General features: G+C 69.3%; 23 protein-coding genes. 15 read left to right on the forward strand and 8 right to left on the reverse strand.

The window, feature by feature from the left end; all coding sequences use genetic code 11:
• Positions 1 to 18: 18 nt before the first annotated feature.
• Both EPN29_09815 and EPN29_09820 read right to left on the reverse strand, forming a co-directional pair.
• Positions 19 to 1053 (reverse strand): SIS domain-containing protein, encoded by a 1035-nt coding sequence (locus tag EPN29_09815; protein ID TAN32450.1) that lies wholly within the window; start codon positions 1051 to 1053, stop codon positions 19 to 21.
• A 41-nt stretch (positions 1054 to 1094) separates the two neighbouring features.
• Positions 1095 to 2684: an MFS transporter gene (locus EPN29_09820; GenBank protein ID TAN32451.1), complete on the reverse strand. Its 1590-nt coding sequence runs from the start codon at positions 2682 to 2684 to the stop codon at positions 1095 to 1097.
• A gap of 201 nt (positions 2685 to 2885) precedes the next feature.
• Between EPN29_09820 and EPN29_09825 the strand changes: the two genes are divergently transcribed.
• Positions 2886 to 4256, forward strand: a complete 1371-nt coding sequence (locus EPN29_09825) for an FAD-binding oxidoreductase (protein ID TAN32452.1) — start codon at positions 2886 to 2888, stop codon at positions 4254 to 4256.
• 56 nt (positions 4257 to 4312) lie between these two features.
• Here EPN29_09825 and EPN29_09830 read toward each other — a convergent pair whose 3' ends face one another.
• The 3 genes from EPN29_09830 to EPN29_09840 all read right to left on the reverse strand — a co-directional run bounded on the left by EPN29_09830 (position 4313) and on the right by EPN29_09840 (position 7203).
• Positions 4313 to 4846 carry an OsmC family peroxiredoxin gene (locus tag EPN29_09830; GenBank protein ID TAN32453.1) on the reverse strand — a complete coding sequence of 178 codons (534 nt, stop codon included), beginning with the start codon at positions 4844 to 4846 and terminating at the stop codon, positions 4313 to 4315.
• Positions 4847 to 4871: 25 nt separating this feature from the next.
• Complete coding sequence (locus tag EPN29_09835) at positions 4872 to 5810, reverse strand: EamA/RhaT family transporter (protein TAN32454.1); 939 nt, start codon at positions 5808 to 5810, stop codon at positions 4872 to 4874.
• Between the two features lie 154 nt (positions 5811 to 5964).
• The gene (locus tag EPN29_09840) at positions 5965 to 7203 is read right to left on the reverse strand and encodes an MFS transporter (protein TAN32455.1); all 1239 of its coding nucleotides are present in this window, start codon (positions 7201 to 7203) and stop codon (positions 5965 to 5967) included.
• 48 nt (positions 7204 to 7251) lie between these two features.
• Here EPN29_09840 and EPN29_09845 point away from each other — a divergent pair, with 48 nt between their 5' ends.
• Genes EPN29_09845 through EPN29_09885 form a run of 9 tightly spaced genes read left to right on the forward strand, consistent with a single transcriptional unit; the run spans position 7252 to position 14457 of the window.
• Complete coding sequence (locus tag EPN29_09845) at positions 7252 to 7911, forward strand: helix-turn-helix domain-containing protein (GenBank protein TAN32456.1); 660 nt, start codon at positions 7252 to 7254, stop codon at positions 7909 to 7911.
• Complete coding sequence (locus EPN29_09850) at positions 7905 to 8792, forward strand: hydroxymethylbilane synthase (GenBank protein ID TAN32457.1); 888 nt, start codon at positions 7905 to 7907, stop codon at positions 8790 to 8792. Before EPN29_09845 ends, EPN29_09850 begins: the two co-directional genes overlap by 7 nt.
• Positions 8789 to 9496 (forward strand): uroporphyrinogen-III synthase, encoded by a 708-nt coding sequence (locus tag EPN29_09855; GenBank protein TAN32458.1) that lies wholly within the window; start codon positions 8789 to 8791, stop codon positions 9494 to 9496. The genes EPN29_09850 and EPN29_09855 overlap by 4 nt, the downstream gene beginning before the upstream one ends.
• On the forward strand, positions 9489 to 10499 hold the full coding sequence (hemB, locus tag EPN29_09860) for a porphobilinogen synthase (GenBank protein TAN32459.1): 1011 nt from the start codon (positions 9489 to 9491) through the stop codon (positions 10497 to 10499). Before EPN29_09855 ends, hemB begins: the two co-directional genes overlap by 8 nt.
• Positions 10496 to 11176 carry a chlorite dismutase gene (locus EPN29_09865; protein TAN32460.1) on the forward strand — a complete coding sequence of 227 codons (681 nt, stop codon included), beginning with the start codon at positions 10496 to 10498 and terminating at the stop codon, positions 11174 to 11176. The genes hemB and EPN29_09865 overlap by 4 nt, the downstream gene beginning before the upstream one ends.
• On the forward strand, positions 11173 to 12201 hold the full coding sequence (gene hemE / locus EPN29_09870; GenBank protein TAN32461.1) for a uroporphyrinogen decarboxylase: 1029 nt from the start codon (positions 11173 to 11175) through the stop codon (positions 12199 to 12201). The genes EPN29_09865 and hemE overlap by 4 nt, the downstream gene beginning before the upstream one ends.
• A complete protein-coding gene (gene hemH / locus EPN29_09875; protein ID TAN32462.1) occupies positions 12116 to 13066 on the forward strand; it encodes a ferrochelatase in 951 nt (316 codons plus the stop codon). Before hemE ends, hemH begins: the two co-directional genes overlap by 86 nt.
• Before the next feature lie 27 nt (positions 13067 to 13093).
• Entirely contained in the window at positions 13094 to 13579 is a 486-nt protein-coding gene (locus EPN29_09880) for a GAF domain-containing protein (GenBank protein TAN32463.1), read from the forward strand.
• Positions 13576 to 14457 (forward strand): FAA hydrolase family protein, encoded by an 882-nt coding sequence (locus EPN29_09885; protein ID TAN32464.1) that lies wholly within the window; start codon positions 13576 to 13578, stop codon positions 14455 to 14457. The genes EPN29_09880 and EPN29_09885 overlap by 4 nt, the downstream gene beginning before the upstream one ends.
• A gap of 66 nt (positions 14458 to 14523) precedes the next feature.
• Here EPN29_09885 and EPN29_09890 read toward each other — a convergent pair whose 3' ends face one another.
• Entirely contained in the window at positions 14524 to 15192 is a 669-nt protein-coding gene (locus EPN29_09890; GenBank protein ID TAN32465.1) for a porin, read from the reverse strand.
• Positions 15193 to 15309: 117 nt separating this feature from the next.
• On the opposite strand from EPN29_09890, the gene EPN29_09895 reads away from it, so the two are divergent.
• From EPN29_09895 to EPN29_09905, 3 genes are all read left to right on the forward strand, one after another.
• Positions 15310 to 16221, forward strand: coding sequence for a dihydrodipicolinate synthase family protein (locus tag EPN29_09895; protein ID TAN32466.1), 912 nt, complete (start codon positions 15310 to 15312; stop codon positions 16219 to 16221).
• A 137-nt stretch (positions 16222 to 16358) separates the two neighbouring features.
• Positions 16359 to 17195 (forward strand): hypothetical protein, encoded by an 837-nt coding sequence (locus EPN29_09900; protein ID TAN32467.1) that lies wholly within the window; start codon positions 16359 to 16361, stop codon positions 17193 to 17195.
• Between the two features lie 44 nt (positions 17196 to 17239).
• On the forward strand, positions 17240 to 18112 hold the full coding sequence (locus tag EPN29_09905; protein ID TAN32468.1) for a pseudouridine-5'-phosphate glycosidase: 873 nt from the start codon (positions 17240 to 17242) through the stop codon (positions 18110 to 18112).
• 55 nt (positions 18113 to 18167) lie between these two features.
• On the opposite strand, the gene EPN29_09910 is transcribed toward EPN29_09905, so the two are convergent.
• Complete coding sequence (locus tag EPN29_09910) at positions 18168 to 18944, reverse strand: VOC family protein (GenBank protein TAN32469.1); 777 nt, start codon at positions 18942 to 18944, stop codon at positions 18168 to 18170.
• A gap of 99 nt (positions 18945 to 19043) precedes the next feature.
• Positions 19044 to 19340 (reverse strand): hypothetical protein, encoded by a 297-nt coding sequence (locus EPN29_09915; GenBank protein ID TAN32470.1) that lies wholly within the window; start codon positions 19338 to 19340, stop codon positions 19044 to 19046.
• Positions 19341 to 19394: 54 nt separating this feature from the next.
• On the opposite strand from EPN29_09915, the gene EPN29_09920 reads away from it, so the two are divergent.
• Together EPN29_09920 and EPN29_09925 are read left to right on the forward strand one after the other, a co-directional pair.
• Complete coding sequence (locus tag EPN29_09920) at positions 19395 to 20219, forward strand: cobalamin-binding protein (protein TAN32471.1); 825 nt, start codon at positions 19395 to 19397, stop codon at positions 20217 to 20219.
• 146 nt (positions 20220 to 20365) lie between these two features.
• Complete coding sequence (locus EPN29_09925; protein TAN32472.1) at positions 20366 to 20929, forward strand: hypothetical protein; 564 nt, start codon at positions 20366 to 20368, stop codon at positions 20927 to 20929.
• Positions 20930 to 21189 lie beyond the last annotated feature (260 nt).

The following is a 21189-nucleotide window of genomic DNA, read 5'->3' on the forward strand; positions in this document are numbered from 1 at the left end:
GGCCGTGCGTGCACCACCTCACCAGGTGCGGGTCACCTTGTTGAGCGCTCGCGGCCGGTCCGGATCGATGCCGCGGGCGAGGGCGACGCGGTGCGCCAGAAGCTGCCCCAGGACGGCGAGGGTGAGCGGCGTGAGCTCCTCCGGCAGCCCGGAGTCGATGCCGACCATGATCGCCGGCCCGGCGCCTGCCGCCGCGCCGTCGAAAAGCTTGATGGTGCGGCATCCCTGATCGGAAAGACGGCGGCCGAGGGCTTCCAGATCGGCCGACACCGCTCCTCCCCCGTTGACCACGAGCACGGGGAGGCCGGCCTCGACCAGCGCGATCGGCCCGTGCTCGAAATCGGCTACCGACCACGCGCGGGCGAGCACGTAGCTGGTTTCGGTGAGTTTGAGCGCGATCTCCTCCGCGGTCGAGAAATTGAAGCCGCGACCGAGCACCACGGCCCGCGGTCCCAGCAGCGCGGGGACGAGGCGCTCGAGCTCTGGATCCCGCTCGAGGGCATGCCCCAGCGCGCGAGGGACTTGCTGCAGCGCTGCCTCGAAAGCGGGATCAGGGTCGATCGCCTGGGAGATGAGGGCGAGCGCGAGCAGGCTGGCGGTGTACGTCTTCGATGCGGGCACGCTGCGTTCAGGACCTGCCCCGAGCGGAAGCACCAGCTCGGCAGCCTGGGCCAGCTTTGAATCCGGCGCATTCGTCAACGCCAGCGTGATCGCCCCCTGGCGCGCCGCCTCCTCGATGACCGCGACGACGTCCGGCGACGCCCCGGACTGCGAGATGCCGATCACGCACTGCCGATCGAGCCGGGGTGGGCTGGCGTAGTGGGTGAACAGCGACGGCGCGGCCAGCGACACCAGCGCCCGGTTGCGACGACCGAAGAGGTACTTGGCGTAGAGCGCGGCATGGTCCGAGCTGCCTCGGGCCGCGATCACGAATCCATGCGGCTGCGCGGTGCGAACCCGATCGGCGATCGCCGCCACCGTGGCGCGGCTGCCGGCCAGCATCCGCGCTGCGAGCCGCGGCTGCTCTTCGATCTCCTCTCGAAAGCGACTCACGTCCAAAGCCGGCCCCACGACCTCAGGATCACGGCCGCAGTCTATGCCTGGGTCGACGGCACCGGCTCACCCGTGGTTGCCGGCTCAGCCTCTGGTGTGCCGGCCGCCGCGTTACGGATCCCGGCCGCGTTGACCAGTGCCCCCACCAGCAGCAGGCCAGCCCCGATGAACATGGCGATGTGGAACGACCCCGTCGAGGCGTCGCGCACCACCGCGACCAGGTTGGGGTCCGGCGGCCGGTTCAGCGGGCTGACCTGGCCGCGGAAGCCGCTCGAGGAGACGTCGACGCCCGCGAGCCGTGACGCCAGGGCGGCGTAGAAGTTGGCGGTGAGAAACACGAAGATCAGCGCGCCCGCCAGCTGCGGGCCGACGCGCGAGATCGCGTTGTTGATCGCCGAGCCGACGCCCGAGTTGCGGACCGGCACCGAGGTCATCAGAGCAGTCGTGAGCGGGGCCACCATGATCATCAGGCCGATGCCGAAGATGACCGAGCCGGGCAGGAAGTCGACCGCATACGAAAGCGGCGGGAGGTAGCTGCCGGGATCCGCCGGCTGCAGCTGCCACGGGGTGCTGCTCGAGGGCACGCGTGCCAACCACAGGACGCCCAGGGCCATGATGGCGGGCCCGGCGACCATGAACCATCGCGGTCCGTACCTTGCCGCCAGGCTGCCGAAGCGGGCGGAGAAGAAGATCAGAAACAGCGTCCCGGGGATGCCGCCGGCGCCGGCAGCCGCCGCGGTGTAGCCGATGGTGCCCTGCTGGAAGAGGACCAGGTAGTAGAAGGTGACGTACAGCGCGCCATAGATCAGAAGCGTGGACAGGTTCGTCACCGCGAAGTTGCGCGAGCGGAAGAGCGGCAACGGGATCAGCGGATGCGCCGAGCGCATCATCAGGATGGGCAGGGCGACGGTCGCCACCACGCCGGCGGCGAGGGCGACGTACCCGAGCGGGTCGCGCCAGTCCCGCTGCTGGCCGTAGATGGTGCCGAAAGCAAGGCCGCCGACGGCCACGGCGACGACGGCGGCGCCGAGCCAATCGAAGTGGGGGGACGCCTGGTCGTCACGGCTCTCCGGGACGTGCCTCCAGGCCGCCCAGACGGCCAGCCCCACCAGCGGCACATTGATCAGGAACGCCGCGCGCCAAGAGATCGTATCCACGAGGAGGCCGCCGAGCACCGGTCCCAGGATCGTGGTCGCCCCGGAAGCCCCCGCCCAGATACCGAACGCGCGGCCCTGCTCCTCACCGGAGAAGTTGGCGGTCAGCAGGGCCAGCGAGCCGGGGACGAGCATCGCGCCCGCGGCACCCTGCAGGATGCGGAACAGGACGAGCAGCTCCATGCTGGGGGCGAGACCGCACAGCACCGACGTGGCGCCGAAACCGACCAGCCCCCACAGGAACATCCGGCGCCGGCCGTAAAAGTCGCTGAGGGCGCCGGCCAGGATGAGCAGCGCGCTCAGCGTCAGGAGATACGCGTTGTAGACGTACGACTGGCCCTCGAGCACGCCGAGGAAGGCTCGCGGGAGATCCCGTCCGATCCGCGGCAGCGCGACGTTGACCACGGTCGAGTCGAGAAAGACGATGCCCGACCCGAGCACCGCCGCGGCGAGGATCCAGCGCCGTGTGCCCCTCATTCGATCCGGGTCCCCCGGCCTGGCGCCCCGGGTTCGTCCGCGCCCGGTGCCGCCAGGTCGTCGACACCGGCCGCCTTGGCCCCCATTTCGGTGTCCCAAGCGCCGGTTTCAGGCCTAGACTTCGCCCGACGCCCAAGGGGCGTCGCCAGTACAGGTCGCGAGTGCAGGCAAGGCCCATTTGCACCGGAGGGAGGTAGCAAAATGGTCACGCTCACCATCGACAGGCTACGAGAGCAGGTACGCGGGGAGGTGATCGCAGCCGAGGACGAAGGCTACGAGCAGGCCCGGCAGGTCTACAACGCGATGATCGACAAGCGGCCGGCCGTGGTCGTGCGACCGGTCAATGCCGGCGACGTGATGGCGGCGGTCAATTTCGCCCGCGAGGGCGACCTCGACCTTTCGATTCGCGGCGGCGGGCACAGCGTGCCCGGCTTCGGCACCTGCGATGGCGGCGTCGTCATCGACCTGTCTCGGATGCGCGGGGTGCGTGTCGACCCCGCGAAGCAGACGGCGCGGGCTGAGGGCGGAGCGACGTGGGGCGATTTCAACGCGGCGACGCACGCGTTCGGGCTGGCGACGACGGGCGGGATCATCTCCACCACCGGAGTCGCCGGCCTGACGCTGGGCGGGGGCATCGGCTACCTGGCCCGCGGTTTTGGGCTGTCATGCGACAACCTCGTGTCGGCGGACGTGGTGACCGCTGATGGCAGATTCCAGGTCGCGAGCGACAGGGAGAACGAGGACCTGTTCTGGGCCATCCGCGGTGGTGGCGGCAACTTCGGCGTCGTGACTTCGTTTGAGTTCCGAGTTCACCCGCTGGCGAACATCTACGGCGGACCCATGTTCTACGAGCTCACGCACGCCAAGGACGTGCTGCACTTCTACCGCGAATACATCGCCACGGCGCCGGAGGAGATGGGCGCCTTCCCGGCTTACCAGATCGCGCCACCGTTGCCGTTCATCCCGGAGAAGCGGCATGGCGACACCTTCATCGCGCTGGTGGCGGCCTGGGCGGGCCCGGTGGACCAGGGAGAGCGCGCGCTCAAGCCTTTCCACGACGTGGCGCCGGTGGTGGCCGAGATGGTCGGCCCGATGCCCTATCCCGCGCTGAACAGCGCGTTCGACGCCCTGGTGCCGCCCGGCCTCCAGCACTACTGGAAGGCCAATTTCGTCAAGGGCCTGAGCGACAAGGCCATCGAGGCTCACGTCCAGCACGGCCCCAAGGTGCCGGTCGTCAACTCGACCATGCACATCTACCCGATCAACGGCGCCTGCCACCGGGTGGCGCCTGATGAGACCGCGTTCGCCTATCGCGATGCCAACTTCGCCACCGTGATCGCGGGGATGTGGCCCGACCCGGCCCAGAACAAGGCCAACATCGCCTGGGTGCGCGACTACTACGACGCCACGGCGCCCCACTCCGAAGCCGGCGGCTACGTCAACTTCATGGCCGAAGACGACCAAGGCCGGATCAAGGCGAACTACAAGGGCAACTACGAGCGCCTGGTCGACATCAAGAAGAAGTACGACCGCGACAACCTCTTCCACATGAACCAGAACATCAGGCCCTGACGCGATGGCCTGAGACCCTCACCCATCAGCCCTCCCCCGCCGGGGGGAGGGCCGGCTCACGCGAGGGTGAAGTCGGCTGTCACCTCGACACCGTGACGCAGCGTCTGCAGGGTCGAGCAGTAGCGCTCCGCGCTCGCAAGCAGGCGCTTCGCGCGCTCGGCGTCAACGCCCTCTTTGACTCTCACGTGCGTGCGCATCTCGATCCCGGTCGCGCCCACGGGGACGTCGCGATCGAGGCCCATCGTGCCTCGGAAGTCCCAATGTATGCGGACGTCGACCTGCACCGACTCCAGCTCTAGGCCCAGGTTGGCGGCCACCGACCGCAACGTGCTCTCCTCGCAGATCGCCAGCGCGCTCGCGAGGATGTCGCCCGAGCAGGGAGTGTCCCCGGCGCCACCGGCGGCGGGGTGCAGACCGGCGCGGATGGTGACGTCTGGGAACTCCACCGGGGAGACCGCGCAGTGCCTGGGGTCGGTCAGGTCGCTCGGGACGCTGCGAGCTTCGGTGACCACCAGAGCGGACATCGGGTCGGCGCGGTACCGGTCTTTCAACGGGGCCTGCACGCTTCTGAGGTCGAGGCTGTATGGCATCCGCCCATTGTGATCGGCGCGGCTCCTACTTGAGGGCGTTCGGCGGCCCCGGCCTCCACAGGTGAGCAGCCTGGACCACGATCACCGCCGCCAGCACGAGCAGGCCACCGAACATCTGGAGGATGGAGAGACGGTCCTTCAGCACGACGACCGCGAGCAGCACCGTCACCACCGGCTCCCAGGTGCTGAGCAGAGCGGCGCGAGCGGCGCCGATGCGCGGCAGGCCCCCCATGAACATCGAGATCGCGAGCATCGTCGGGAACAGGGCGATGCCCACTCCCACGGCCCATTGAGTGGCGTTTCCGGGCGGTGCCAGCTGGTGGTTGAGGGCCGCCAGGAAGCAGAATGCCGCGGCCGCGCCGGTGATGATGACGGCGCTGGCGGCCACCGCCGGCACCGAGCTCATGACCCGCTCGCCGATGAGGATGTAGGCGGTGTAGATCGTGGGCGAGGCGATGGCGAACACCAGCGCCCAGGCGATCCGGAAGTGCGCGCCGCCCACCAGCATCGCCACACCGCCGAAGCTCGCCGCCAGCGCGATCCCATGCCAGGCGGAAACCGAGCGGCGGAGGAACAGCCACCCGGCGAGGACGACCAGGCTCGGATAGATGTAGGCGATGAGCACGACCAGCGAGGCCGGCAGCGAGCGCAGGGCGATGAAGTACGTCAGCGACTGGGCCGTGTAGACGAACGCGCCAAGAGCCAGGAGCGTGATCAGCCGGCGCCGTTCGAGACGCAGAGGGTTCTGGCCCAGGGCGGCGGCCAGGACCAGCATTCCGATCGCGGCCAGGACAAACCGGAACGCCAGCGTCTGCTCCGTCCCCAGGCCCGCGGCATAGCCGATTTTCCCGAAGATCGCCAGCGTCCCAAAGCCCGTCGCGGAGATGAGGACCATGGCGGTTCCCATCCACTGGGTCTGGAGGGGTGGCGACGTCACCGCGTCAACGGTGCGCGTTGGCGTCATGGGTCAGAGCAGGCCTAAGACGTTTGGAGCCGGATGCCTCAGACCGCGGCAGGCGGCCGAGCACCATCCCGACTCTTCAGGCATGAGCACACACGCTACCAGCGACGCGGCGGCGGCGAGGAGCGCAAGGCCCCACCTGCCGGTGCTCGCCGCCCTAGCCGGCCGCCACGGTCGGTGTGGCCGTTGGCGCACCGCGTGCCTCGATCATCAATGCTCCGACCCCGGCGGCGAGCAGGGCGGCCGCGGCGTACACGTAGAACGCCGCCTGGATCCCGGCCGTGGACCACGCGACGCCTCCCAATATGGGGCCGATCATCACCCCCAGGTTCTCGAACTCGCCGAACAGGCCCATGAACAGAGCGTGGCGCCGGCGAGGCATCGATTCCGCAATCCAGGCCGTCGCGGCCGGCCAGATGAGCGATGCGCCCAGGGCGCGGATGGCGGCGCCCAGGATCACCTGGCCGAATCCCCCCGCGGTCGCATACGCGACGAAACCGGCGGCCGACAGGATGCCGCCCGCGATCATCGTCGGCTTGCGACCCCACCGATCCGACGCGCCGCCGCCGGGCACGAGGAGCACGCCGCCAAGCAGGCCCGCGGCCAGCATCGCGGCGCCGGCGCTCGCCGCGGACAGGCGCAGGTGACTGGTGACCAGCAAGGGCAGCAGGGCGAGCTCGCCCCCGGCCCCGACCTCGAACAGCAACACCAGCGACGCCGTCACCGCCAGGACCCGCCCGACGCTGGCGCCTCCGCGCGATGCCTGGGTACGAGCGTCGTCCTCCGCGCTCCAGCTGTTTCGATGCGCCTCGTGGGAGTACCTCTTGAAGACCCAAAGAGCAAGGGCGCTCGACACGGCCGGCAGGACGGCGGCGGCGTAGAGCACGTCGCGAATCGGAAAGTGGTCGATGAGCTGGCCGCCCACGCCCGCACCCACCGCCTCGGCCATCACCCACTGCGCCGTGAGGAGCGCCAGGCCGGTGGCGCGCAGCCGGGCGTGCAACGCCGTGCCGAGATATGAGCGGGCGATCGGGCCGACCGCGACCATCATTCCCGACGCGAGCAGGTAGGCGACCGCAATCATGAGAACCGAGTCGGCGCGTGCCAGCAAGACGACGCACACGGCATACAGGAGCTGCGAGACGACCAGCGGCCCGCGATACCCGACGCGGTCCGCCAGCATGCCCCACAGCCACTCGAATGTCAGCATCCCGAGGCCGTACATCGACAGCGTCACCCCGATCTGGTTCGGGTTCGCGTGCAGCTGCCGGAGCTCCAGCGGCACGCAGATCTGCGTCAGGCCGGTGGCCAGCGTCGAGAAGGTCAAAGCGGCGACCAGGCCGCCGCTCCGGCTGCGGATCAGGGACTCGGCGATGGTCGCAACCATAGGTGACATCGACCATGGCGGGCGGCGGCCCACCGATAGCTTTCGACAGTTTTCACGATAATTTGCAAGGTGAAGCCTCTGGCCTCCTCCAGCCGTCCCCTATGGCTCAGCCTGGGTGAGGCAAGCCGCGTCCTGGGCATCACGCCGGCGACCCTGCGCCGGTGGGCCGATCACGGAGATGTCGCCACCTTCGTCACCCCCGGCGGACACCGGCGCTTTCCCCGCACGGTCATCGAGGCCCTGGTGCCTCAACCACCCAGCCGCCGCCCGCCACTCACCGGCGCCACCGCCCGCCGGGTGGCCCTGACCTACCGGCGAGCCAAACCCCCCGGCCGGCGCCCGGCCGCATGGCTGGCCGCGCTCTCGGCGGCAGAGCGCGCTGAGTTCCACCGACGCGGCCACCGGCTGATCGCTCTGCTGCTCGACCACCTGAACGAAGAGGAAGGCCATCAATCCACCGGGAGGCTCGCGGAGGCTGCCGAGACCGCGGCGGAGCACGGCCGGCGCGCGGCGGCGGTCGGCTCGTCCCTCTCGGAAACGGTGGAGGCCTTCGTGCGGTTCCGCGGCGCGTTCATCGGTGAGCTCGCCGGCATCGCGCGCCGCCGGCGGCTCGACACGCGACAGGCGACGGCGCTGCTGGTCGAGGCCGAGGACGCGGTCGACCAGCTCCTGGTGGCGCTGATGAACGGGCACGCGTCGGTGACGTTCGAATCGTGAGGCTCAAGCTGGGCACCCGCGGGTCGCGGCTGGCGCTGGTTCAAAGTGAGCTCATCGCGGAGCGGCTCCGCGGCCAGGGCCACGTGGTCGAGCTGGTGCCGATCGTGACCGAGGGCGACATCCGCCCGGTCGACATGTCACCCGGCGAGGGCGTATTCGTCGCCGCCATCGCCCGAGCTCTGATCGCGGGCGACGTCGACATCGCCGTCCACAGCGCCAAAGACGTACCTCTCGAGGAAGAGTCCGAGCTGGTCATCGCCGCCTATCCCGAGCGGGCGGACCCACGCGACGCCCTGGTGACCAAGGCCGGTGGTGGATCGCTGGCATCGCTGCCTCGGGGGGCGACGATCGGCACCGACAGCCCGCGACGGACAGGCTTCCTCAGGGCCGCCCGGCCGGATCTTCGCCTGGTTCCACTGCACGGCAACGTCGAGACGCGATTGCGAAGGCTCGATGCCGGCGAGGTCGACGCGCTCGTCCTCGCCGCCGCGGGGCTCGACCGCCTCGGTCGAGGCGATCGCATCGACCAGCGTCTGGACCCTGAGCTGGTCACCCCCGCCCCGGCGCAGGGAGCGCTGGCGATCCAGGCTCGACGAACCGACCTCCGGCTGGTCGAGATGCTCGCGGCCGCCGACGGGCGCGAGGTCCGGCTGGCGGTCGAAGCGGAGCGCGAGGTCCTGAAGGCGACGGGCGGCACCTGCCGCGCACCGGTCGGAGCCCTGGCGTCCGTTGACGGCAGCACCTTTTCGATGATCGTCGCCGGCGTCAACAGCGACGGCACCGACAGGCGGATGCAGCGGATTTCGGGAGCCTGCCACCAGGCCATCGAGCTGGCGGGCGCCGCCGGGCGGCGGCTGGCCGCGGAGGTCGCGCTGCGATGACGGCGATTCTCGTCACGCGCCCAGGTGGCGACGCAGACCCGATGGTGCGAGCGCTCGAGGGCCGCGGCTACCGGGTGCATGCGGTCCCGACCGTGGTCACCGAACCGCTGGCGTTCGATGTGGCCGGCCTCGATGCCTTCGACTGGATCGTCGTCACGAGCGCGGCGGGCGTCGGCGCCCTGAGGGCGCTTCCGGCCGGTCCAAAATGGGCCGCGGTCGGGAAGGCCACGGCGCAGGCGCTGCGGGCCAGGGGTGTGAAGGTCGCGGTGGTGCCACCGGCTTCGAACGGTGCGGCGCTGGCGGGCCTGATTCCCGACGTTGCGGGCAAGCGCGTCCTGCTGGTGCGCGCTTCGGCCGCCGCACGGGATCTTCCCGACCAGCTGCGCCGGCGGGGCGCCACGGTCGAAGAGGTGACCGCCTACACCACCAGTGAAGGACCGGAGTCCTCGGCCGCCCCGCTGCAGGCCGCGCTATCCGACGCCGACCTCGAGGCCGTCGTCTTCGCCTCCGGCTCGGCGATCCGCGGTTTCCTCGCCCTCGGCGGCACGGCCCGCTGGCCCGCGATCACGATCGGCCCGCGCACCACCGCCACCGCCCGCGAACATGGCTTCCACGTGGTCGCCGAAGCGGAGGCCCAGAGCGCCGATGCGCTAGCGCTCGCGGTTGTCCGCGCTGTGCCCCTGAAGGAGAAGAACCGTGCGTGATGTCCTGCCGACGCGAAATGTCGATGTCCCGCGCGCGGAGCGCCCGCGCCGCCTTCGCGCCAATCCCGCCCTGCGCGCGCTCGTCCGTGAGACCCGACCCTCCCCCGCCCAGCTGGTGGCTCCGATCTTCGTCGTGTCCGGCCGCCACCGCCGCGAGGAGATCTCATCCCTCAAAGGGCACTCGCGACTCAGCCCCGACCTGGCGCTCGAGGAGGCAGACCGTCTTGCGCGCCTGGGAGTCGGCGGCGTGCTCCTATTCGGCATCCCGGACGTCAAGGATCCCGATGGGCGGGCGGCCGCCGACCGCAACGGCCCGGTGGCGGAGGCGCTGCACCGGCTCAAGTCCGAGAAGCTACCGCTTGCCCTGGTCGCCGACGTGTGCCTGTGCGAGTACACGACCCATGGTCACTGCGGGGTCCTGAACGGCGAGACGGTGGACAACGACGCGACCCTGCCGATGCTGGCCGAGGCCGCGATCGTGTACGCGGAGTCGGGTGCGGACATCCTCGCGCCGAGCGCGATGATGGACGCTCAGGTGGCCGCGCTCCGCTCGGGCCTGGACGGGGCCGGGCTCGAGGGCGCCGCCATCATGGCGTACGCCTCCAAGCATGCATCCAGCCTGTATGGACCGTTCCGCGACGCCGCCGGATCCACCCCCGGATTCGGCGATCGCAAGTCCTACCAGATGGACCCCGCGAACGGGCGCGAAGCGCTGCGCGAGCTCGAGCTGGACGCCCTGGAGGGAGCGGACGTCCTCATGGTCAAGCCGGCCATCACCTCACTCGACCTCCTCGCACACGCCCGCGATCGCTTTGACCTGCCGCTGGCCGCCTACCAGGTGAGTGGCGAGGCGGCGATGATCGAAGCGGCCGCCGAGCGCGGTTGGATCGACCGCCGCGGCGCCATCCTTGAATCGCTCACCGCGATCATTCGCGCCGGCGCCGGAATCGTCGTTACCTACTTCGCGGCGGAGGCCGCGGCCTGGTTGAAGGAGACCCCATGACCGACACCCGATTCGTACACGCTCTCGCCCTCGGGCTCGACCCGGCCTGGCGGCGCCTTTCAGAAGTGCAACGATGCGAGACTGCCAAGGACCTCGAGGCGGCCGTGATCGCCAGCTCGGAGGTGACCACGCACACCTATTCGATGGTCGGGCTCCAGGCCGGCTGTGAGCTGCTGCTGTGGAGCCTCGCACCGTCGATCGAGGGGCTCGAGGAGAAGGCCGCCGCCGTGCTCCGGTCCGGAATGGGTCGATGGATGAGCGTGAAGGAGAGCTTCCTCGGCATCATCCAGGGCTCCCAGTACGTCAAGAAACCGACCCCACAGGAGCAATCACTGTTCAGCGGCGAGCGCGCTCGGTACCTGGTCGTCTATCCATTCACCAAGAGCGCCGACTGGTACCTGCTCGGCCGCGAAGCGCGCCAGGGAATCATGAACGAGCACATGCGCATCGGCCATGACTATCCCTCGGTGCGACAGCTCCTGGCCAACAGCTTCGGCGTCGACGACATGGACTTCCTGGTCGCGTATGAGACCGACGACCTGCCGCAATTCGGCGACCTCGTCCGCGCCCTCCGGGGGACCGAAAGCCGGCGGTCGACGGTGCGAGACACGCCGATACTGACCGGGGTCCATCGCTCCATCGCCGAGATCACCGCTCTGCTGGGCGCGCGCGATTGAGCCGTTTTCTCGAGGCCGCGCACCGGCGGCCGGTGGACGTAACGCCGATCTGGCTCATGCGTCAGGCCGGCCGCTCTCTGCCTGAATACCGCGCGCTCCGCGAGCGCTGGACCCTGGTCGATATCGTCGCCCAGCCCGAGCTGTGCGCGGAGGTGACCCTGCAGCCGGTCCGGAGGCTGGGCGTCGATGCCGCCGTCATGTTCGCGGACATCATGCTGCCGCTGCGCGGCATGGGGGTCGACTTCGAGCTCGTCGAGAACGTCGGGCCGGTCATCGCGCGGCCGATCGCCAGCCCGGCGGACGTCGACCGCCTGCGCGTGGCCGCGGGCGATGAAGCGGCGCCTCAGGTGATCACAGCGGTCCGCCAGGTGGTCGCGGAGTCGCCGGTGCCGGTGATCTGCTTTTCCGGCGCGCCCTTCACCCTGGCCAGCTACCTGATCGAGGGCCGGCCCAGCCGCGACTTCGCCAAGGTCAAGGCGTTCATGTACTCAGAACCCAAAGCCTTCGACACGCTGCTCGGCAAGCTGGCGGCGACGATGGCGCATTACCTGCAAGCGCAGGTCGCCGCCGGAGCCGGCGCGATCCAGCTGTTCGACTCCTGGGTCGGCGCGCTCGCGGTCGAGGACTACGAGACCAGGGTCCTACCCCACACCCGCTCGATCTTCGAAGCCCTGGCCACGCTCGGCGTGCCGCGGGTCCACTTCGGCACCAACACCGCCGCGCTGCTGAAGCCGATCGCGTCGGCCGGACCGGACATCGTGTCGCTGGACTGGCGGGTGCCGCTGGACGCCGGTTGGGAAGCGGTCGGGCACGACCGCGGCGTCCAGGGCAACCTCGACCCGGCGGTGCTGCTCGGTCCCGCGGACCTGGTGCGTGAGCGGGCTGGCGACATCCTGCGCCGGGCGGGCGGCAGGCCCGGGCACATCTTCAACCTCGGCCATGGCGTGCTGCCCTCCACGCCGCTCGAGAATCTCCAGCTGCTGGTCGAGACCGTGCACGAGTGGGAGGCGGCACGTGTCGCTTGAGGCGGGGACGGGCGTGCTCTGCATGGCGTACGGCAGCCCGCAGGCACAGACCGAGATCGAGGCCTACTACACACACATCCGCGGCGGCCGCCGCCCTTCGGCCGAGGCTCTGCGGGAGCTGACCGCGCGCTACAGCGCCATCGGCTCGTCGCCGCTCACCGAGATCACGCGCGCCCAGGCGCGTGCGCTTGCAGACCGGCTCGGCGTTCCGACCTTCGTCGGCATGAAGCACGCGCGGCCGTTCATCGCCGAGGGCGCGGCCGACGCGAAGAAGGCGGGCATCCAGCGGCTGGTCGGGCTGCCGCTGGCGCCGCACTTTGCCGAGATGAGCTCGGGCAGCTACAGGCGGGCGCTGGCCGAGGCGTGGGACAAAGAGCTCGTCTTCATTCCCGGGTTTCACGATCACCCCGCATTCATCGCGGCGGTTCGCGGGCTGCTGGCCGAGGCCCTCGCCGAGTCGTGGCCCGACCGCCTCTTCTTCACCGCCCACAGCCTGCCGGCGCGCATCGTCACCGAGGGTGACGGTTACCACGATCGGCTCCTCGAGAGCTGCCGGCTCGTGGCCGTGGAGATGCGGCTGCCGGAGTGGGAGTTCGCGTTCCAGTCGGCAAGCACCACGGGTGAGCCCTGGCTAGGGCCCGACCTTCTCGACGCGGTGGCGCGATCGGGCGCACGCGACGTGCTGGTGTGCCCGATCGGGTTCGTCGCCGACCACCTGGAGGTCTTGTACGACCTCGACTTCGAGGCCCAGGCTTTCGCGCGATCCCAAGGCATCCGCATCCGGCGAACAGCCTCGTTCAACGTGCGTCCGGAGTTCATCGACGCGCTCGCGGCCGCGGTGCGGAACGCCCTACACCCCGGATGACCTCGGAGTTACCTTTAGGCACCAAGAGTGACGGCACCCACAGCGCAGGCGCTTCTGGCCGAGGCGGCCGAGACGGGAGAGGACCTGGAGACGGTCGCGCGCGGATTGCTGGCCAGGCTCGTCGAGCTAACCGGCCTGAGCTCGATCTACCTGGCCGAGACCAGGCTGCTGGAGGATGAGCAGCGAATCCTCTTCTCCTGCAACACGAGCGACGTGTTTCACATCCCCGAGGACGTCACCCTTCCATGGTCCGAAGGAGTGTGCCGCTTCGTCGTCGAGGGCGGGCCGCAATACACGGACGACGCGCAAAAGGTGTTCCCCAAGAGCAGCGTCGCCCGGCTGCTCGACATCCGCACCTTCGTCTCGTACCCCGTCTTCACCTCGGAAGGCAGGTTCTTCGGCACTTTGTGCGGGGCGAGCAAGGAGTCCATCCAGATCGAAGAAGGGATCCTCGACCTGATGCGCGAGTGCGCCCGCTTGTTGGGTCAGCGCCTGACCAAGGCCCGGCCTTGAAGCTGCTGATGTTCATGGAAAACGGCGGCCGGCGGTTGGGCGTGCTGCGCCCCGGACACCCTGACGAGGTCATCGACCTCTCCGAGCACCGAAAGGTGGCGCCGGACATCCAAGCGCTCATCGACGCGGGTGATGCCGGACTGGAGGCGGCGCGCGCGGTGGTGTCATCAGGCCGGGTGAAGCCCCGCCGGCTCGAAGACCTGGTGCTTCTGCCTCCGCTCGACCCGCCGCGCGGCAACATCATCGCCATGGGCCGCAACTATCAGAAGCACGCCGAGGAGACCGCACACGGCAAGCCGGCCTCTCCGCCGACGATCTTCACCAAGGCGATCACCAGCATCACGGCGCCCCACGCCGATATCGCCCTCGATCCGTCCATCAGCGATGCGCTCGATTGGGAGGTCGAGCTGGGCGTGGTCATCGGCAAGCAGGGCGTCAACATCAAGCGCCAGGTCGGTCTCAGCCACGTCTTCGGCTACGTCGTGCTCAACGACGTGAGCGCCCGCGACATCCAGCACGGCTGGGGCGGCCAGTACTTCAAGGGCAAAAGCCTGGATCGCTCTTGCCCTGTCGGCCCTTGGGTCGTGACCAAGGATGAGGTCGCCGACGTTCAGGCGCTGGCGCTGCGGCTGCGAGTCAACGGCGTGACCAAGCAGGACGGCAACACCCGCGACATGATCTACCCGGTCGACGCCATCATCGAGTGGGCGTCCAGGGGCATGACCCTGCTGCCCGGCGCGTTGATCGCGACCGGCACACCGGACGGGGTGGGTTTTGCTCGTACTCCGCCGGAGTTCCTCCGGCCGGGCGACACCATGGAGTCGGAGGTCGAAGGCATCGGGCGCCTGCGAAACCGGATCGTGCCGGCGGCCGGCTGAGGGCGAAGCCCTCGGCTCAGGTCCGCGTTCTAAGTCTCGCGGCCCGAACCCTCAACTAGTAGGCGTTCAGCGCTCCGATTTCTCGGGGGCCACGGGTGCGGCGGGCGTCTGGACGGAGTGGATCCCGGCGGCGATCACCGCCCCGGCCAGCGGTCCGACGATGTAGAGCCAGAGGTCCGACCACGACCCGTGGTCGAAGATCGCTGCGGCCACCGTCGCCCCCACGCCGACCGCCGGGTTGAACGCCGCGCCGGAAATCGGTCCGACGGCAAACGCGCCCGCGGTGACGGTGAGACCGATCGCCAGCCCGTAATAGGAATTGCCGGCCGTGGCCTTGGTCGCGGCCGTGTTGAGGACCACGATGACGAGGGCCGCGGTGAAGACGAGCTCCGCGGACAGCGCTGAGAGCCAGGACGTGGCCGTGCCCGGATGGATGCCCGGAGTGTGCGCGATGAGCGCGTAGCCGAATGCGAACGCCAGGACGCCCCCGACCAGCTGCGCGGCCCAGTACGCGGCCATCGTGCGAGCGTCGATCACCCGGCGAAGGAACAGGCCGAATGAGATCGCCGGGTTGTAGTGCGCTCCGGAGATGTGACCACCCATGTAAACCATGGCCATCAGTCCGACTCCAATCGCCAGCGGCGCCAGCTGGCCGGCGGAACCCGACATGGCGATGACGATCATGAAGACGAAGGAGCCAACCAGCTCGGTCAGCAGCTTGGCTCGAAGTGTCATGCGCCGTAATGGTAGAGGTCCGCATGGTGAGCACGACCTGGGTCGTCGCGCGCCCGCCGTCCGATTCGCCGGCCGGGCCCAGCTCGTCATTCGGGCGCGCGAGTAGCCTTTTAGCCGGTGTTCAAGATCGAAGAGCTGACCGGGGTGATGACCGCCCTGGTCTCGCCACTCCACCAGGACGGCACGGTGGACGAGGCCGCGATCGGACGGCTGGTCGAGCACGTCCTCGCCGGTGGAGTGCATGGATTGCTGTCGCTCGGCTCGACCGGCGAGGCCACCTCGCTCGACGAGACAGCGCGACGACGGCTTCTGTCCGGTGTGGTGGAAGCTGCAGGCGGGCGCGTGCCGGTCATCTGCGGCGTCGCGCAGAGTCACCTGGCGGCGGCCGGCAGCGAGGTGGAGGCAGCCGCGCGTCTCGGCGCCGACGCGGCGCTGGTCGCCCCACCTTTCTTTTACCCCATCGACCAGGCCACCCTGCTGGCCTTCTACCGGCGGCTGGCCGACCACAGCTCGATTCCGATCCTGCTGTACAACATCCCCGGGTTCACCAAGGTCGCGGCCGAGCCGGCCACCGTCGCCACCCTGGCGCGGGAGGGCGCCATCGCCGGCATCAAGGATTCCAGCCGCGATTTCGAATATTTCGAAGCCGTCTGCATCGCCACCCGCGGCCTCCCGAACTTCCGCATCTTCATCGGCAGCGACACCATGCTGCTGGCCGCGCTCGCGATGGGCGGCGCGGGCACGATCTGCGGCGCCGCCAACGTGGCTCCGCAGTGGGTGGTGCGCACTTACAACGACTTCCGCCGCGGCGACATGACCGCCGCCCGCGCCGGCCAGGACGCCCTGTATCAGCTCGTGATGGCGGTCCGCGGCGGCGTGTTCCCGGCCGCGATCAAGTCGGCGTTGCATCTCCAGGGCATCTGCGATCCATGGACGGCGCCACCCGGGCAGCCGCTGGACGAGCAAGCCGAGGCCGGTCTCAGAGAGCGACTGGAGCATTGGGGACTCCTGATGGCGGCGACCGCCTGACCGCGTAGATCTGTGTCGCGATTCATGCACTCGCGCAGGGTTCGACTCGGGGCGGCGTGTCTGCGTCATGTGGCGCGTGGGCAAGGCTCTTTAACCGGCCCCTCTGACTCCAGGCGGGCCGCTATTCTCGAGACCAGATGATCCTGTCCATCGGTGACCTGGTCCTAGACATCACGATCCTTCCCGACGGTCCGCTGCGGCTGGACGATGATCGCCCGGCCACCATCACCGTCGGCGGCGGCGGCCAGGCCGCGAACTTCTGCGCCTGGACGGCGGCGCTCGGGGAGCCGGTTCGACTGGTGACGAGAGTCGGTGACGACGATCGGGGACGGCGGTTGGTGACCGACCTCGAGGCTCTGGGGGTCGAAGTTTGCGCGGTGTGGGCGCAGGACCCCACCGGCGCGATCGCGGTCCTGGTCGGGCCCGGCGGCCAGCGCACCATGGCCACGCAGCGCGGCGCCAGCGTCGGGCTCAGTCCCCACGACCTCCGCGAGGAGTGGTTCGGCGGCGTACAACTGATCCACGTTCCCGCCTACTCCTTCTTCATGAACCCCCTCGCGGCGGCCGCCCGGGCCGCCATCGCCAAGGTTCGCGACGGTGGCGGCATGCTCTCAATGGACCTCTCATCGGTCGCCGGCTTGAACGAATACGGCCCGGCGCGAATGGCTTACGACCTCGCTCGCCTGGCGCCCGAGCTGCTGTTTGCGACCGTGGCCGAAGCCACAACCATCGGCGTCCCGCTGGCGGACCTGGCCCAGGTGCCGGTGGTCAAGCTGGGCGCGTCAGGGTGCAGGGTTTTCGGCCAAGAGATACTCGCGCCACCGGTGGATGAGATCGACGCCACCGGCGCCGGCGACGCTTTCGCGGCGGCATTCTGCGCCGCGTGGCTGCACGGCGCACCGCCGATCGAGGCCGCCCGACGCGCTGTGGTCGTGGCCTCGGAGGCGGTCGCCCGAGTCGGGGCCCGGCCCTGAGTGGGCTCCGAACCCAAGGTTCGAGGGGCGTGCCGGGATCGCCGATGAGCGACCTGCTGCAGATCTCGCCCGAGGTCGCCGAGGCACTGGACCGGCGGCGACCCGTGGTCGCGCTGGAGACGTCGATCGTCGGCCAGGGACTGCCGCCGCCTCACAACCTGCGAGCGGCTCGTGGGTGCGAGGCGGCGATCCGCGAATCGGGGGCCGTGCCCGCGACCGTGGCGGTGCTCGACGGCCGGCTCCGCGTCGGGCTGTCCGACGCCGAGCTGGAGCGAATCGCCGCCGGCGCGGTCAAGGTGAGTTCGCGCGACCTCGGGCCGGCGCTGGCGTATCGCGAGGTGGGCGCCACGACCGTGGCGGCGACGATGCGAGCGGCGGCGATGGCGGGGATTCGCTTCTTCGCCACCGGCGGTATCGGCGGCGTCCACCGCGGTCACGCCGAAGACCAGTCGGCCGACCTGGAGGAATTGGGCCGGACCCCGGTTGCGGTTTTCTGCGCCGGCGCCAAGATAATCCTCGACCTGGCTCTCACCCTCGAGCGGCTCGAAAGCCTTTCGGTGCCGGTGCTCGGCTACGGCTGCGATGAGCTGCCCGCCTTCTACAGCCGGCGCAGCGGCTGCAGGGTGAGCGCACGCGTCGACGGTCCGGAGCAGACGGCACAGGTGCTGCGTGCGGCATGGGAAACCGGCGCGCGCGGGATCGTGGTCGCGGTACCCCCGCCCTTCGATCTCGAGGGTGCTGAGGAGATGGCGCGGCGGGCGGCACGCGAGCTCGCCGGTGTCGCCGGGTCGGAGCTCACCCCCCGCCTGCTCGCACGGATGGCCGAGCTCTCGGGCGGACGCTCGATCGACCTAAACGTCGACCTCGCGGTCAACAACGCGCGGGTCGCCGCCGGCGTCGCCGCATCGGTCCGGTAAGGCGTCCGGCCGTACCGGCGGGCCGAAACCGACCCGCCGGGTCAGATCGACTGCCTTACCGCGACGCCATCTTCAGCAGCCCGAAAGCCGCGCCTTGGGGATCAGAGAGGATCGCGAAGCGTCCCCCCGGGAACTCCTGCGGCGCCAGCATTTCACGCCCGCCGTGATCGATGGCCTTGTTGAAGGCCTGGTCGACGTCGTCGACCGCAAAATAGACCATCCAGTAAGACGGCACCTCCGCCGGCACCATCGGGTTCATCTCCATGCCGCCGGCGATGCTCTCGTCGCCCAGCTTGAACTCCGTGTACGGCGGCGCGCCCTCGCCCATGTTGCTTTCCTTCTGGGTCCAGCCGAACACACTGGAGTAGAACGGCTTCGCCCTCTCGACTCCGCGCGCATTGAGCTCGGCCCACGCAAACGAGTTCGGGGCATACATCACGTCCGCGCCCTGCATCTCGTCAGGCTGCCAGACCGAGATGAACGCTCCGATCGGATCCTGGAAGACCGCCATGCGGCCCGACTTCAACACGTCGAAAGGCGGCGCCACGACCTTGCCGCCCGCAGCCTCAACTTTCTTGGCGATCCCTTCCGCATCGCGCGTGCCGATGTACACCATCCACGCCGATGTGCCCTCCGGCTGCGCCGGTCCGATTCCGGCCACGTGCTTGTCGCCGAGCTTGGCCAGGGCATAGCCGCCCGCCGCCGGGTCCGTCGCCACATCAACCTTCCAGCCGAAGAGCTTTGAGTAATAGTCTCGAGACGCGGCCGCATCCGTACTCGATAGGTCAACCCACACCGGTGCGCCTGCGACAAACGTCTTTGCGTCTGGCATCTCAATACCTCCTGAAGATTCTGGCCGACGCTTGTTCCCATTGTGCCACCGCTTGGCGTGCCATCACCGCCTTCGCCGAGGTGGCGAGTTGAAGGTCGCTCAGTGCCAGCCGGAGGACTCGAAGCCCGCCTCCAGCCAGTCGATGATCCCGCCCACCTTGGCCCAGTCTTCCGCCTTGCGAGCCTGGATGAGCTCGCGTAGCGCCGGCGGCTCGATCGACAGCAGCGCCTCGGAGCCATAGCTCGCATAGCGGACGAGTGCGTGATGCACGACCGACTCGTAGCTGAGGCCGGCGCTGCGGGCGAGGTTCTCGATCGTGGCGCGGGGGTCGGCCAGGCGTGATTGCGCGACCGCCTCGCGAAAGTTCTGGTACCCATCGTCAGGAGGCTGGCTCACACACGTAACGATGACCGATCACAGGCCGGCTGGGTTGTGGTCTATTGGCAGGAGATGAGGATCGTTTCCCTTCTACCCAGCGCCACCGAAGCGCTGTTCGCCCTGGGACTCGGCGACCAGGTCGTGGCCGTGACCCACGAATGCGACTTCCCACCTGCGGCCGCGACACTGCCGATCGTGACGCGCTCGACGCTGAACCTCGGCGAGCAGGCAAGCGGCGGCATCGAGGCCGCCGTCTCACTGGCGGCGATGGAAGGCCGCTCGCTGTATTCGGTCGACACCGACGCCATCCGCGCCCTGCAGCCCGACCTGGTGGTGGCGCAGGACATCTGCCGCGTGTGCGCGGTGACGGCTGACCAGGTCGCCGGCGGCCTGGCGGGAATACGGACTCTGCGGCAGCACCCTCACACGTTGGAGGATGTTCTCGCGGACATCGAAGAGCTCGCGGCGGCCTGCGGCGCCCACTCGGCGCCTCTGCTGGCCGGCCTTCGCGCTCGCATCGACGCGGCTGCGCGGGAGGCCCGAAGGCGACCTCGCGTCCGCGGCGTGTTCCTGGAATGGATCAACCCGCCCTATCGCGCGGGTCACTGGACTCCCGACCTCCTCTCGCTGGCCGGCATCGACGATCCGCTTGCCCGGCCCGGCATACCGTCCGTCGCCATGACCTGGTCCGATGTGGCTGCGGCTCGCCCCGAGCTCCTGGTCCTGGCGCCGTGCGGGTTCGATCGCGCCCGTGCGGTCGCTGAAGCCGAGGTGGTCCGCGCCGAGATCGATGCCGTGGGCGCGGCCCGCGTAGTGGTCTTGGACGGGTCCGCCTATTTCAACCGCCCAGGGCCCCGGCTGGTCGACTCGCTCGAGCTGCTGGTCGCCAATCGGTAGCCGGTCAACCGGCGGAGAGAATTTCGTGCACGGCCGGCTGGAATCACGCGCCGCGGCGTGAGGTTTACGAGTTCGAGGACATGTCACAAGCAACCGCGCCAGTCGACCTGATCGTCTTTTCGGACTACGTTTGACCCTGGTGCTACATCGACTCGGTTCGAGTCGAACAGCTGGAGCGAGAGGGTCTCGTCCATGTGACCTGGCTGCCGTTCGAACTGCATCCTGAGGCCCCGGTCGAGGGCATCCCGCGAGACGCGTATTTCGGACGGAGCCGCTCCGAGCAGATGCGCGAGCACATGCAGTCGATCGCGACCGAGGTGGGGCTGTCGATGAAGCAGCGCGACGTGATCATCAACTCGCGCCGCGCCCTCTCCGCCGCCGAGTTCGCTCGCGAGCACGGAAAGTTCGATCCGATGCACCGCGCCCTGCTCCAGGCTCACTGGGAGCAGACGGGACGGCTGGAGGAGATCGACGACCTCGTGCTGATCGGCGCTGGTGTCGGGCTCGACCCCGACGCTCTCCGGGCGGCCATTGCCGAGGACCGTTACGGCGCCATGATCGACGACTACCGAAACCAGGCCGAGTCCGTGGGCGTCAACGCCGTACCTGCGCACATCTTCGGCAACCGCTACCTGGTGCTCGGCGCCCAGCCGTACGAGGTGTTCAAGCAGGTTTTGGACCGGCTCGGCGGTGGTGGGTCGCCGGCTTAAGCTGTCCAATCTCCGAGTCGAAAAGACACCGACTCCGCGACAGCGCGGCCTAAGCCGCCCAGCGCACACCCGGTCCGCGCGCCCGCCGCATCACCACCCGCTCGGGCGGCAGGAAGCGGAACTCGCGACCCGGCCTTGAACACCTGCCATCCGCCCTCGTGGACGAGGCGATGGTGAGCGAAACACAAAGCACGAGGTTGGCCAGGTCGGTCGGACCGTTTTTGCTCCAGGCGACGATGTGATGCGGCGTCGACCAGTTG

This window comes from bacterium (assembly GCA_004299235.1).
Classification (GTDB): Bacteria; Chloroflexota; Dormibacteria; order Dormibacterales; family Dormibacteraceae; genus SCQL01.